The organism is Alkalihalophilus marmarensis DSM 21297, from assembly GCF_000474275.2.
GTDB classification, from domain to species: Bacteria; Bacillota; Bacilli; order Bacillales; family Bacillaceae_D; genus Alkalihalophilus; species Alkalihalophilus marmarensis.
This window is the reverse complement of sequence record NZ_ATAE01000044.1, coordinates 1-13,525: the sequence shown is the minus strand read 5'-3', so window position 1 is coordinate 13,525 and position 13,525 is coordinate 1. Positions and strand designations below refer to the sequence as shown.

Below are 13,525 nucleotides of genomic sequence, written 5' to 3'. Positions count from 1 at the left end.
AAAAAACGACTTCTTTTTGCTTCCCCTAAGTTTTCGAATGCCAGAACATGCCCCTCCGCTTTTCATGTCTAGCTTCAGGGTTCAGGTAATCGGTGGCTTCACTTTGCCAAACGAAGCAAAGAGCGCTTCTCATTGTCAAAGCTCCATCCCCCTCATACCTAAACGAACCCCTCCGCTCTTCTCATTAATACGTTGAGTATACTTCTGGGCATTCAGATGCTAGTGGTGTATAGAAGCAATGTGCTTTGTAGCGTCCGGAGTTCCATTGACCCCACCACTGTGCTGGGCAGGCGCCGTCTGGCCTGAAGAACCATAATGCAAACTCTGCAGGATGTGTGCGTTCTCCTGCGACTGCGCGTCTTGCAAGACGTTTATCCCGTTCTCTCGCATGTTGATAGAAATAGCTTTTTTGTACCGCTTCAAAGCCACCTGGCGACTGAAAGGCCATTTGGGGGACTGAGGTAACATCTGTAAAGTCGAGACAGCCAACCCTCACCCTGTTAACCATGACATTTCCTGCTGCCATCATACCGATTTCTCCTTCACCTTCGGCCTCTGCACGCATCAGCCGAGCGAGCATATCAATATCGCTTGAAGACGTCTTTATCACTGCCATTTCTCCACCTCCATTCAAAGTTGATGTATGTCTTTTGAGGTTTTACTTCACTTCGAGGAGCGTTTTGTTGTGCCTCTATGTAGCAGAGAACACGACGATTGGCGAGGCCATTACCGTTACTTGACTATATGAAGCGTCATATGGGCTTATTCCAAAAACAACGAAAATAAAAAACACATTGACTATGAGTCAATGTGTTTTATTCGTCCAAACCTATTCAGTTACTGGAACTTGCTGTTTAGGCTGCTGCTTTAGCACCTTCTCTTTAGAAGGCTCTTCTCTTCTTCTAGCAATTTCGTTTTTAAAGTAGCTGATTACTCGTGCCGTAACGGCTATCGAGAGAACCGATGCGATACCGCGTAAGAATCCAACTGTATAAAAGCTTGTTAAAACAACCATGAAATCAAAGGCAAATGTCGTTTTGCCCGGGTCAATATTCCAGCGTTTCTGAAGGAACAATGCTAAAATGTTGGCTCCACCAAGAGATGACCCATTCATAAATAAAAGAGATAGACCAATACCAATTATAAATCCGCCGACAACCGCACCTACCCAGATCGGTACAGTGAAAGCAGGCAAAAAGTAGTCAAACCCTGTGACAACCGATAATAAGCTTACAGAAATAATGGTGGTAAACGTGAAATTCCAGCCCATTCTCATCATTGAGAAAATATAAAATGGAATATTAATTAAGAAGAACGTCACCCCGAATGGCAGGCTTAATAAGTATGCCACACTTAATGAAAGACCTGCTGTTCCGCCCGTAACAATATTTGCATGCTTCAAAAGAATAACACCTATACTTGTGATAACAATCGCAAGCAAGATCATCAGCCATTTCTTCATCTAATCACACCTTCCTCAATATAAATCCGCACTATATCATATATTTAATTTTAATCGTTGATTGGACGTTTTTGCATAGTATAATGAAGGAATAAAACTTGTTTATCCTTCATTTAGAATAGATTGATAGTTGTTTTATATCAAAGTGTAAAGGGGAGAGTGTGATGGACAAAATAGATATCAAAATACTCGAACTAGTGCAGCAAAATGCTCGGATAACAATCAGCGAATTATCAAAAGAGCTGGCCCTCAGCCGTCCGAGTGTGTCTGAAAGGCTGCAACGATTGCATGAAAAGGGAATCATTGAAGAATATTCGGCTCGTATTTCTTTTGAGGCTGTAGGGAGAGAAATTCTGCTAATTATTCTCGTAAGCGGGCTGAAGGTTCCGCTGCAAGAGTTTGAGGAAATGGTGAAAAGAGAAGAGAAAATCATTGAGTGCCATCGTGTGACAGGGGAAGTTAGTTATTTTCTAAAAGCAGCCGTACCTACGATGAATAGTATGAGAATCTTAATCGACACCTTAATTCCATATGGCAATATTAATACTTCAACGGTCATAGGTTCGCCTGTACCTTATCGCTCAATTCTGCCGATTAAAGAGAGTAAAGAATAAAAAAGAACGGCTTATCTCCGCCGTTTCTTTTTGTTTAATTCAATTAAAAAAAGGTATCTCATTAAATAAGTGTTGGTAGTGACGTGCAACGTCTGTTGGATTCAGGGGTGGGTGAAAAAGAAAGCCTTGGCCGATATGGCATTGATGTTCATTTAGAAAATCAGCTTGGGAAGGTTCTTCAATTCCCTCGGCAATAATTTTAAAATCAAGATTATGTCCTAAATCAATAATTGTCTTGGCGATCGCTGCCTTATTAGGGTTTGTCAAAATATGTTTAATGAATGAGCGGTCGATTTTTAAGATATCAATGGGAAGCTGGTCTAGAGCGCTCAAAGAAGAGTACCCAGTCCCAAAATCATCAATGGCTACTTTAATACCGTATTGCTTTATCAGCTGAAGCTTTTCAACTGTGTGCACAAAATGGTGAGTGGTGCTTTCTGTTAATTCAATTTCTAGGTACTGAGGGTGAAGCTTGGATTCTTTTAGTACATTCAATACGTTCCATACAAATTCTGGGTCTCTGAACTGCTGGGAAGAAACATTAATAGAAACAGGAACTCTGACAAATCCTTGTTCCTGCCATGCTTTGTTCTGGCGGCAGGCCTCTTTAAGTACCCAGGTTCCTATATCGGTGATTATTCCCGTTTCTTCGGCGATAGGGATAAATTCCTCAGGGCTTATCAAACCAAGTTCAGGGTTATTCCATCTGATTAAAGCTTCAAACCCTCTAAGTTCGTGGGAATTCAGATGAACTTGAGGTTGATAGTTCAAGATAAACTCCTTGTTTTTTAGGGCTGTTCTTAATTTGTTTTCAAGCAGGTGTCTTCTGCTTAAAAGACTGCTTGGTTCGCTTGAATAAAATTGAAAGTTATTTTTACCGCGCTCTTTAGCCATATACATCGCCGTATCGGCGTTCTTCATCATACTCTCAATATCATTTCCATCTTTAGGGAACATGCTGATGCCGATACTAGGTGAAATGAAAAACTCCTTTCCTGCATAAACGAAGGGGTAGGAAAGACAATCAAGAATACGTCCTGCAATCGCTCTGACTTCCTCTTCATTCATGTCCTCTAGTACAATGAGAAATTCATCGCCGCCCTGTCTGCCAATCATCCCGTTTTCACAAATCGTCTGAGAAAGCTTTTCTGCTACTTCCTTTAACAAAAGGTCCCCAACTTGATGACCGAGTAAATCATTCACAAGTTTAAAGCGGTCTAGGTCTAGATACAGAAGTGTGAGGGAAGAGTTGTTTACTTTGGCGTACTCAATTGAACGCTTTAAATATTCTTCAATATGATAACGGTTAGGCAGTCCTGTCAACGCATCGTGATAGGCTTGGTGTTCAATCCGTTTCCGTGCTTGATTAATTCGTATGTTCATTTCATTAAATTGAGTCATTAACTGCCTGATTTCTGGATAGGCAGCCATGCTTTCATCAATCGATTGTCCAAGATCATCATGAATTGTCGTTTGAGATGGAGTGTGGTGAGGATCTAGTAACTTTCGATTCGAGTTTGCTAGTTGGTCTAAGGAACGTTTTAACAACTCTTCTGTACATTTTCGTTCGGTAATGTCTGTTCGGATCGAAACATACTGATAAGGCTTGCCGCGGCTGTCGAGAAAAGGAACGATGGTTGTGTGTACCCAATAAAAGCTGCCGTCTTTTGCTTTATTTTTTACCTCGCCTCTCCATACTTTTCCTCGGCTGATTGTTCGCCATAAATGTACAAAGAAATCACTTGAATGATAACTAGACTTGAGCATTCGATGGTTTTGTCCTAGCAATTCATCCCTGTCATACTTTGAAATTTTGCAAAACATATCGTTTACAAACGTAATCGTCCCTTTGTTGTCGGTAATGGCAATGATAGATGCCTCATTTAAGGCATGTAAAATATGCGATGTTAATGACAAGTCTCTTACCGGTAATACACTATTCAATCTGCACCCCTCCTTAATTCGTGTGTATATGAGTAATAAGTCCTAAATTATATTATGTGGGTAGTAATATCATGGTTATTTATTCACATGTTAACACAATTTGTACGATTTTCCTTCAATGAAAAAACAATTTGTTGTAGAAAAATGACAGAGGAATAAAAAAGCACTAGACCTCATCTGGTCTAGTGCTTGTGCCTTCTTAAATATTGAAGAAGCTTTGCAGGTTTTCTTCTGTTAAGATGTTTCCAACATAGAACGATCCAAACTCACCGAAACGTGCGGATACTTCATCAAAGCGCATTTCATAAACAAGTTTCTTAAACTGAAGCACGTCATCAGCGAATAATGTTACGCCCCATTCCCAATCATCAAAGCCAACAGAGCCTGTGATTACTTGTTTTACTTTGCCAGCATAACTGCGGCCGATCATCCCATGGCTGCGCATCATTTCACGACGAGAGTCCATCGGCAGCATGTACCAGTTATCATCGCCATCACGGCGCTTGTCCATTGGATAGAAGCAAATATGCTTTGCTTTCGGAAGCTCTGGGTACAGACGAGCACGAACATGCGGGTTTTGATATGGATCTTCATCGCTGTCGCCTGCCATGTAGTTACTTAGCTCAACTACAGAAACGTAAGAATAAGTAGGAATCGTGAACTCAGCAAAACGAGTTTTGTTAAAAGCGTTCTCAATTTCATTTAGCTCTTCCATCGTTGGGCGGAGAAGCATGAACATAATATCGGCTTTTTGACCTACAACTGTATAAACAGCATGACTGCCGTTTCCTGCTTTTTCTGTCGTATCCCAGCCCTCAAGCATTGTAATATATTCATTCAAAATTTGCTGGCGCTCTTCAGTGGGAAGCATTTTCCAAGCAGGCCAATTAATCGTACGGAAATCATGCAGGCAGTACCAGCCGTCTAGCGTTTTAGCAGCTTCGTTCATTTTATAAAACACTCCTTTAGCGATATATGTAACGTATCTTAAGTATTCCTTATCACTCGTTACTATACCATAAATAAGGCGGTTCCAAAAATAACAAACACCCCAGAGGCGAGTCCGGGGTGTGAAATGTCATGCTCTGTTCACAAACTGAGCAACCGCATATTTATGTTCTTTTGTCGCACCAGCAATGCGTTGTGTTTCTACTTCCATTTCAAGTACTTCTTCTAAGCTCTTATCAAAGCCTTTACGGAAGTTTTTCTTCATTAAACCAAATGCGGCGGGAGAAACCGTTTTCAAATGTGCGACCAATGGTTCCGGGGTGCCGACTTGATTAATGAGGTTAATTCTTTCTGCTTCTTCTGCAGAGATGATTTCACCTAGCGCAAGCTCAGTCGCTTTCCCTAAGCCGACTAATCTTGGCAGGAAGTAGGAAGCTCCTGCATCAGGAACTAAACCAATCTTCATGAAGCCAAGTCCGATTTTAGCGTCTCTATGTGCGACACGGAAATCACAAGCAAGCGCAATGCTTAAGCCAGCACCAACAGCAATGCCGTTTAGATTGGCTACAATGGGCTTTTCGATATTCATCATTTGAAGAATCAGTTTGTTGTATGTTTCACGTAAATAAGTGCCATAATCAACCGAATCAACATCTTCTTCAGCGAAGCTCTTTAAGTCAGCTCCTGCACTAAAGGCACCGTCCCGTCCTTCAAGCACAATAACACGTACATTCTCGTTTTTGTTTGCTTCATTAAATGCATCATATAGAGCCGTATGCATTTCTACATTTAAAGCATTCTTTACATGTGGACGATTAAGAGTAATCGTCGCTACTTGATCATGTACTTCATATAAAACGACTTCTTGGTTCATTGTGTCACTCTCCTAAAAAGTTTCGTCTATAATTTCATTACTTCTTTTACTTTCGACACATACTTGAATTTTCCTGTGGAAATCCTAAGAAAATTGAAAGCGTTTCACCTCAGGCAGGGATGGGAATAGGGCTTAAACCCTTGAAATGCGTGAGATTTTTTGAAAAATTTCTACTTTAATTATCTTGTGCTGACCGGTTCCTTTTTGGGTATAAGAGGAGTATTCTTGTTCTATAGACAAAGTGACGGATGCAAAGAAGGAGGAATAAATCATGAGTGATTTATTTAAAGAAATTACAGAAAAGGTTGAGAAACATCAGCCGACGATCGTACTTCCTGAAGGTACAGATGAGCGTATTTTAGAAGCGGCAGCACAGCTTGGAGCAGATCAAGTCGTTAAACCGATCTTAGTTGGAAATAAAGAAGAGATTACAGCTAAAGCAAGCGAGCAAGGCATTGTTTTAGGTGAAAACGTTCAGGTTCTTGACCCGAATAATTACGATGAAATGGATGCAATGGTAGAAGCATTTGTTGAACGTCGTAAAGGGAAAGAAACAGAAGAGAGCGCACGTACAAAATTAGTTGATGTAAACTACTTCGGAACAATGCTTGTCTACATGGGCAAAGCAGATGGACTTGTGAGCGGAGCGGCTCATTCAACAGGTGATACGGTTCGTCCGGCACTTCAAATTATCAAAACACAGCCAGGAATTAAACGTACATCTGGTGTGTTCGTGATGGTGAAAGAAGAACAAAAATTTGTATTTGGTGACTGTGCCATCAATATTGCGCCAAACAGCGAAGAGTTGGCGGAAATTGCGATTGCTACAGCTGAAACAGCAAAAGTTTTCGGCCTTGATCCTAAAGTAGCAATGCTTAGCTTCTCTACAAAAGGTTCAGCATCTTCAATTGAAACGAAGAAAGTATCAGAAGCAACTAAATTAGCACAAGAGTCACGCCCAGACTTAGTGATTGACGGGGAGTTCCAATTTGACGCAGCATTTGTTCCAGCTGTTGCACAAAAGAAAGCACCGGATTCACCACTTCAAGGCCAAGCAAATGTATTTATTTTCCCAAGTCTTGAGTCAGGAAACTTAGGATACAAAATTGCGCAGCGTCTTGGCGGATATGATGCAATCGGACCAATCCTTCAAGGGTTAAACAAACCGGTAAACGATCTATCCCGCGGCTGTAACGCAGCGGATGTTTATAAGCTGTCATTAATTACAGCGATGCAAGCAATTAATCAAAAAGCGACAACTGAAGCATAATTGAAGCGTAATCACGAAAAGAACCTTAGGAGCTCCTAGGGTTCTTTTTTGTTATGATGTTCTAATGCAAGCATAATCAATTAATTTCTTTGAAACGTAAAAAAGCCAAGCGATATTCGCTTGGCTTCTGCTACACAATGATTAGTCTTCTAATGCTTCAATCACTTTTCTTGCAGTGCTTTCACTAGACATTGGGTTTTGGCCGGTTACAAGGTTGCCGTCGCGGATGGAGAAATCTGTCCATTTGTCACCCGCTATAAATTCACCGCCGCGTTCACGGAGCATTTCCTCTAACATAAACGGCATATGGTCTTCAAGCTGCATTTCTTTTTCTTCTTCATCGGTAAATCCATTTACTTTTTTACCGTTAACAAGTGGCGTTCCGTCTTTGTACGTCACATTTACTAATCCGCTTGGCCCGTGGCAGACAGCACCGATTACTTTTTGCTCTTCAGCGAGTGTTTGAATCACTGATTGCAGCGTTTCATTATCCGGGAAGTCAAACATCGTACCGTGACCGCCAGGCAGGAAAATCGCGTCGGCTCCATTAGCATGATCAACGGAAAGCTTTTTCGTCTCACGCAGAATATCTTTTGCCTTTTTCCATTCCGGCTTATCTGCGTCTTCTAAGCTGTTCGGGTCAAGAGGGACATCACCGCCGCGAATGCTTGTTACTTCAACGTCATAGCCTTTTTCTTTAAAAAGGTTATAAGGAACAGCAAACTCCTCTAACCATAATCCTGTTTTTTGACCGTTTGATATTGTCGTATGGTTCGTTACAACCATCAGTACTTTTTTAGACATCGATTATTCCTCCTTCATCAAAAACACTACAACAATACTTTTCCCGTAATAAGCAAATTAAAACGTAGACGAAAAAACAACCGATGCCTACTCTATATGTAGACATCGGTTGTTACGCTGGGTTACACGGACCATATTTTTCTCATACAAATCCATCTCTTCACCTGTAAATCCATCCATTGAAAGGTCAGCTCCCATGCGCTGCATGGACTGCAATGTTTTCATCATGACCTCTGAGACCGTAAGTGAGGTATTGAGGAGTTCAGATAAAGAGGCCATCGTTTCTGGCTCAATCTTTGGGTAATCAAATTTTGCCGACGAGCCTTGAACGGCATGGCGATAAAATTCGCGAATCATTTCTGCGCGCTTCGCTCCGCTTCCGGTAATACATAAATATATTTGTACAGCTACTCCGCCGCGGATTCTGCGTTGCGATATACCGGCAAATTTCTTGCCGCCTATGCTTAGATCAAAGCTGCCTGGACAGTAGGAGCCGACGATTTCATATGCTTCGATTTCCTTGCCGTATGGCTTAAACACATCTTTAATCAGTTCAAACATCATTTCGTATCCGGCATCAATCGAGATTTTCTTGTCTTCTTTCATAATAAGAGAAAGGTTCAAGACACCTTCATCAAGCACTACGGCTAAGCCGCCTGAATTTCGGACGATCACATGATAGCCTTGTTCTTTTAAATAAGTAATCCCGTCTTCAATATGCGGCAGGCGGCTGTCTTGAGTACCGAGCACAACCGTTTGATGATGAACCCAGCTTCTGAGCGTAGACATCCCGTCCTCACCGGCCGTTTTACAGATTGTGTCATCATAGGCAAAGGATTGAAGGGCATCAAAGGCAGGACCCAATGTCGAGTGATCTATAAATCTCCATTTATTAGTAAAAGTCAGTAGGTTTTGGCTCATAGGTAATGACTCCTTAACATGCATTAATAACAGTTATTATAGCATGTGATAGAGGGATAATGAGAAATCAAATAGGTGTTAAATCAGTTATTAATGATTGCTGTCTCCTCAGAGTGTGATATACTAGTGGATAGTCCGTGTCTTTTTTGGACATCCTGCTTACACATAAAACTTTAGTGAATAAAAATAGATAATTTGTATAGAAAGGAAAATGGAGATGGCTAATGAATTTCGCATTTGTGATGAATGCCAAGCGACAAATATTAAAACGCTCGTGCCTCGCTTGAAAAAAGTCGATCCAGATGCATCGATTGATATCCGCTGCCAGTCCTACTGTGGACCAGGCCGGAAAAAATCTTTTGTATTCGTAAATAACCGCCCTGTTGCAGCTCCTGATGAGGATCAGGTGATTGAAAAAGTAGAGAAAAAGTTGAAAAAATAATCATCCTGGCTTATTCTTTTAGTCAGGATTTCTTTTTAGAATTTGACGAAAATTGTCGAATCCCATAATCTTTCACTTCAAAAGATGGTTTGCAATCGGATACAATAGGGAAAGGGTTAGGGCTTAGAAAAAAATTCTCAAAAATAAGACAATAGTAAGAAGACAAAACAGAATAGGCAAGTGACATCATAGATTGGCAGCAAAGAGAGAGGAGATGGTTTATTATGAGCTTAACAAAAAAGATTATTATTGCCCTCATTTTGGGTGTGGGGGTAGGTCTTGCATTTAATGCATGGGCGCCAGAAGCTTTTGTAACAGTAGATGCATATTTCTTAACACCACTCGGGCAGCTTTTTCTTAAATTAATTACAATGCTCGTTGTGCCGCTTGTATTTTTCTCGATTGTTCTCGGTACAGCGGGAATGGGAGATCCTAAAAAGCTAGGTCGGATTGGTGGTAAGACTGTCGGCTATTATTTATTAACTACTACGATTGCTCTTGTTATCGGTTTAACAGTTGCTTTTATTATCCAGCCTGGTGACCCAGGGTTGATGGGAGAAGCTGGTGAGGAATTTGCAGCAGAAGAACCACCTCCTGTAATGGAGACATTATTAAACATCATTCCTACTAACCCTATCGAAGCGCTTGCTTCAGGTGAAATGCTTCAGATCATTGCATTTGCGGTATTGGTTGGTCTTGCAATGGCCAAGCTTGGTGATAAAACACGCGGTGTTATGAGGTTAATGGAGCAGGGTAATGAAATTATGATGTACCTTGTAACAGTTGCTATGAAACTTGCTCCATACGGGGCCTTTGCCTTAATCGCTTCTGCTTTAGGAGAGCAGGGGTATGATGTACTTGCTTCTATGATTATGTATATGCTTGCTGTAGTCTTAGGCCTGCTCATTCACGCAGTCATTACGTACGGCGGATTTGTCGCTTTACTAGGAAAGCAGAGTCCTGTTCAATTCTTTAAAAACTTCTTCCCTGCAATGACGGTTGCTTTTAGTACATCAAGCAGTAGTGCGACCCTGCCGCTTTCAATGAAAACGGCACAGGAAAGGTTAGGAGTATCTAAGCCGGTTTCAAGTTTCGTTCAGCCGCTTGGAGCAACGATTAACATGGATGGTACAGCGATTATGCAAGCTGTGGCGACTGTGTTCATTGCTCAGGTGTATGCGGTGCAGCTGTCAATGGGTGACTTGTTAACAGTTGTTCTTACGGCAACACTTGCAAGTATCGGTACGGCTGGTGTGCCTGGTGTAGGTATGATCATGCTTGCGATGGTATTAACATCTGTCGGCCTTCCTGTTGAAGGTATTGCGCTTGTATTAGCTGTTGACCGTATCCTTGATATGCTGCGTACAGCTGTAAATATTACGGGTGATGCCTCTTGTGCGGTTGTTGTTGATCGTACAGAAGAAAAGCATCAGACTGTTCAAAAAGAGTCTAGTGTGGAAGCCTAAGATAGGTACAAAGAGATTAATCAAAAAAAGTACGCGGCCCGATGCTGCGTACTTTTTTGGTGTTTTAAACATGAAAATAAGGGTATTGGATAAGGATTTAGAAAAAGGGTTAAGTCCCCTTGTGCTTCTGTTAAATTGGTGTAAATCCTCTCTAGAGAAGAGACAATGCATAGTTCTTTCGTTATAATAGAGGCACTATACATGAGTGATTGGGAGAGGTTTAAACCATGACGACACCATATTACGGGCAGCTTGAAGAGGAAAAAGTGTTTAAAGACCCTGTGCATCGCTATATCCATGTGCGTGATGAACTAATTTGGGCTTTAATCGGCACGAAGGAATTTCAAAGGCTTAGAAGAATTCGCCAGCTAGGCACAACCTATGTGACATTTCACGGTGCAGAGCATACGCGGTTTAATCATTCTTTAGGCGTATATGAGATTACGAGAAGGATTTTAGACGTCTTTCACGGTCGTCCGCATTGGAAAGACGAAGACCGTCTCTTAACGCTGTCAGCCGCACTCCTTCATGATGTAGGCCACGGCCCTTTTTCACATTCCTTTGAAAAGGTCTTTGACATGGATCATGAAGAATGGACGCGAGAAATTATTTTAGGCGATACTGAAATTAATGAAGTGCTCACAAATGTTAGTGCTGATTTTCCGCAAGCTGTGGCCGATGTCATCGAAAAAACATACTCAAACAAGCTAATTACGAGTATCATCTCCAGTCAGATTGATGCCGATCGTATGGACTATTTGCAGAGGGATGCGTATTATACAGGTGTCAGCTACGGTCATTTTGATATGGAGAGAATTCTTAGGGTCATGCGTCCGATGGAAGACCAAGTAGTGATCAAACAGAGCGGCATGCATGCGGTAGAAGACTATATTATGAGTCGCTATCAAATGTATTGGCAAGTATATTTCCACCCCGTTACTCGCAGCGCTGAAGTAATTTTAAGCAAAATTTTCAAGCGCGCAAAGGAGCTCCATCTCAATGGTTACGAGTTTAAGCAAAAGCCTGAGCACTTTTATTCTTTCTTTCATGGAAAAGGGAGCTTGGACGATTATTTACGATTAGATGAGGCGATAACCCTTTATTATTTTCAAATTTGGCAGGAAGAAGAGGATCGCATTTTACGTGATCTTTGTGTAAGATTCCTAAATAGACGTCTGTTCAAATATGTCGAATTTGACCCCAATCAACGTATGAATGACTGGCCGGAGCTGCAAGAACTGTTCAGAAAAGCAGATCTTAATCCTGATTACTATTTAGTCGTTGATTCCTCCTCTGATCTTCCATATGACTTCTATCGTCCGGGTGAAGAAGAGGAGAGGCTGCCGATCCATCTCGTATTGCCAAATGGAAAGATCCGCGAGCTTTCTCGTGAGTCGGATGTAGTCGAAGCCATTTCCGGCAAAAAACGAACAGATCATAAATTGTATTTTCCGCTCGACTGCTTAGAGGACGTGCGTGAACATAAAGAGGAAAAAGAGCGGATTCTTCGGATTTTAAAGAAATAAGGGGGCGTGACGGTTGTTACAAGACCACGCGAAAGTCATGGCGGTCTTTTTGCAAGCTGGTGAAGTAGTTGGACGGAAGAAGCTGCAAAAGATTATTTATATTGCTAAGAAAATGAATATCCCATTCTCAGAACGTTATAAATTTCATATGTTCGGACCCTATTCAGAGGAGCTTTCTCTTCGAATGGAGGAGCTTTGCAACCTTGGCTTTGTTGCTGAAATAAAAGAAGATAAAGGCAATTACTATCAATACAGATACGCCCTGTCTTCGCGCGGGGAAAAGTTTCTGAGTATGTATCAGTTTGACTTACCGGATGTGAAACCGGTTTTTGAAAGTTTAAACGAGCAAAGTGCACGATTCTTAGAGCTCGTTTCTACATTGTTGTATTTTGAAGAGTTAACACGAGAGGAAGTAAAAGAAAAGGTTCGAACGTTAAAACGTAAGCAAAATTACACAGATGAGGATTTTGAGCAAGCTTATACGTATATCGAAGGACTAAAAAAGGTCATAAAGCAATAGCATAATCAGCCAGGCAACAGGAAATGTACGATAGAAAAAAGGTCTGAACACCTTATCAACAGGTGATTCAGACCTTTTTTATTATTGATCGGAAGGACGCTTGCCGTTAACAGCAAAATTCGTTGGCTTCATCTCATCGATAATGACAGAGATTCGCTCAGCAGGCGCTCCTGTCGTTTCAGAAACAGCGTCAGTGACTTTCTCGACTAGGGCACGTTTTTGGTCATCAGTACGTCCCTCAAGTAATTGTACGGTTACGATTGGCATAAGATTCGCTCCTTTTATGTATACATACTTGTAATGTGTAGATACATTCATTTTAGCAAACATTTTCCGAACAAACGAGGATTGTGTATAATGAGGGTAGAATAATGAACGCAGCAAAAGTAGGATTTCTCTACGAAAGGATGTTGGGTAATGGATTTATTAAATAATGACAATCTCAAAAAGAAAACGGGCGGATTTAATATTTTAAGCGGAGACTCTACTTCTGGTCATGGTGGATACGGGGCTGGGGTCATGAATTTGGACAATGTTTCGCCAATTTTCGTTGATCCTGCTGAAGGTGAAGCTTTTGTAGATATGGGCGCACTTCACGCTCGTTCGGCAGTAGAAAAACGAATCAAATTTCTCCCTGATAAAGAAAAAGTGCCAAATGGGAAACTGTACTGGCTTGTGTGGGTAACAATTCAATATAAAGACAGCAAGCCGTATTATGCAGGAGTAGCGGGCTG

The 13,525-nt window shown here is 41.3% G+C and carries 15 protein-coding genes; 7 read left to right on the top strand and 8 right to left on the bottom strand.

Annotation, left to right across the window (positions count from 1 at the left end; translation table 11 throughout):
• Positions 1-184: 184 nt before the first annotated feature.
• Together A33I_RS16370 and A33I_RS16365 are read right to left on the bottom strand one after the other, a co-directional pair.
• Entirely contained in the window at positions 185-616 is a 432-nt protein-coding gene (locus A33I_RS16370) for a cell wall hydrolase (RefSeq protein WP_012960779.1), read from the bottom strand.
• Positions 617-829: 213 nt separating this feature from the next.
• Positions 830-1,462 (bottom strand): YitT family protein, encoded by a 633-nt coding sequence (locus tag A33I_RS16365; protein ID WP_012960778.1) that lies wholly within the window; start codon positions 1,460-1,462, stop codon positions 830-832.
• 164 nt (positions 1,463-1,626) lie between these two features.
• On the opposite strand from A33I_RS16365, the gene A33I_RS16360 reads away from it, so the two are divergent.
• Positions 1,627-2,076: an Lrp/AsnC family transcriptional regulator gene (locus A33I_RS16360; protein WP_012960777.1), complete on the top strand. Its 450-nt coding sequence runs from the start codon at positions 1,627-1,629 to the stop codon at positions 2,074-2,076.
• A 39-nt stretch (positions 2,077-2,115) separates the two neighbouring features.
• Here A33I_RS16360 and A33I_RS16355 read toward each other — a convergent pair whose 3' ends face one another.
• From A33I_RS16355 to A33I_RS16345, 3 genes are all read right to left on the bottom strand, one after another.
• On the bottom strand, positions 2,116-4,020 hold the full coding sequence (locus A33I_RS16355; protein WP_022629424.1) for a sensor domain-containing protein: 1,905 nt from the start codon (positions 4,018-4,020) through the stop codon (positions 2,116-2,118).
• Positions 4,021-4,219: 199 nt separating this feature from the next.
• Positions 4,220-4,969: a hydrogen peroxide-dependent heme synthase gene (gene hemQ / locus A33I_RS16350; RefSeq protein ID WP_022629423.1), complete on the bottom strand. Its 750-nt coding sequence runs from the start codon at positions 4,967-4,969 to the stop codon at positions 4,220-4,222.
• Positions 4,970-5,098: 129 nt separating this feature from the next.
• Positions 5,099-5,842 carry an enoyl-CoA hydratase/isomerase family protein gene (locus A33I_RS16345; RefSeq protein ID WP_022629422.1) on the bottom strand — a complete coding sequence of 248 codons (744 nt, stop codon included), beginning with the start codon at positions 5,840-5,842 and terminating at the stop codon, positions 5,099-5,101.
• A 271-nt stretch (positions 5,843-6,113) separates the two neighbouring features.
• Between A33I_RS16345 and pta the strand changes: the two genes are divergently transcribed.
• Positions 6,114-7,112, top strand: coding sequence for a phosphate acetyltransferase (gene pta / locus A33I_RS16340; RefSeq protein WP_022629421.1), 999 nt, complete (start codon positions 6,114-6,116; stop codon positions 7,110-7,112).
• 141 nt (positions 7,113-7,253) lie between these two features.
• On the opposite strand, the gene A33I_RS16335 is transcribed toward pta, so the two are convergent.
• Together A33I_RS16335 and lipL are read right to left on the bottom strand one after the other, a co-directional pair.
• Entirely contained in the window at positions 7,254-7,916 is a 663-nt protein-coding gene (locus A33I_RS16335) for a type 1 glutamine amidotransferase domain-containing protein (protein WP_012960772.1), read from the bottom strand.
• Positions 7,917-8,003: 87 nt separating this feature from the next.
• A complete protein-coding gene (lipL, locus tag A33I_RS16330) occupies positions 8,004-8,861 on the bottom strand; it encodes an octanoyl-[GcvH]:protein N-octanoyltransferase (RefSeq protein ID WP_169790059.1) in 858 nt (285 codons plus the stop codon).
• Between the two features lie 193 nt (positions 8,862-9,054).
• Here lipL and A33I_RS16325 point away from each other — a divergent pair, with 193 nt between their 5' ends.
• The 4 genes from A33I_RS16325 to A33I_RS16310 all read left to right on the top strand — a co-directional run bounded on the left by A33I_RS16325 (position 9,055) and on the right by A33I_RS16310 (position 12,791).
• Positions 9,055-9,279: a YuzB family protein gene (locus A33I_RS16325; RefSeq protein WP_022629419.1), complete on the top strand. Its 225-nt coding sequence runs from the start codon at positions 9,055-9,057 to the stop codon at positions 9,277-9,279.
• A gap of 224 nt (positions 9,280-9,503) precedes the next feature.
• Entirely contained in the window at positions 9,504-10,745 is a 1,242-nt protein-coding gene (locus tag A33I_RS16320; protein ID WP_022629418.1) for a dicarboxylate/amino acid:cation symporter, read from the top strand.
• Between the two features lie 227 nt (positions 10,746-10,972).
• Positions 10,973-12,271 carry an HD domain-containing protein gene (locus A33I_RS16315; RefSeq protein ID WP_022629417.1) on the top strand — a complete coding sequence of 433 codons (1,299 nt, stop codon included), beginning with the start codon at positions 10,973-10,975 and terminating at the stop codon, positions 12,269-12,271.
• 13 nt (positions 12,272-12,284) lie between these two features.
• Complete coding sequence (locus tag A33I_RS16310) at positions 12,285-12,791, top strand: YwgA family protein (protein ID WP_022629416.1); 507 nt, start codon at positions 12,285-12,287, stop codon at positions 12,789-12,791.
• An 81-nt stretch (positions 12,792-12,872) separates the two neighbouring features.
• Here the strand turns inward: A33I_RS16310 and A33I_RS16305 are convergent, their stop codons facing one another.
• Complete coding sequence (locus A33I_RS16305; RefSeq protein ID WP_152976489.1) at positions 12,873-13,109, bottom strand: 2-hydroxymuconate tautomerase; 237 nt, start codon at positions 13,107-13,109, stop codon at positions 12,873-12,875.
• 99 nt (positions 13,110-13,208) lie between these two features.
• Between A33I_RS16305 and A33I_RS16300 the strand changes: the two genes are divergently transcribed.
• A partial coding sequence (locus A33I_RS16300) for a YwhD family protein (protein WP_022629414.1) occupies positions 13,209-13,525 on the top strand: 317 nt, incomplete at its 3' end.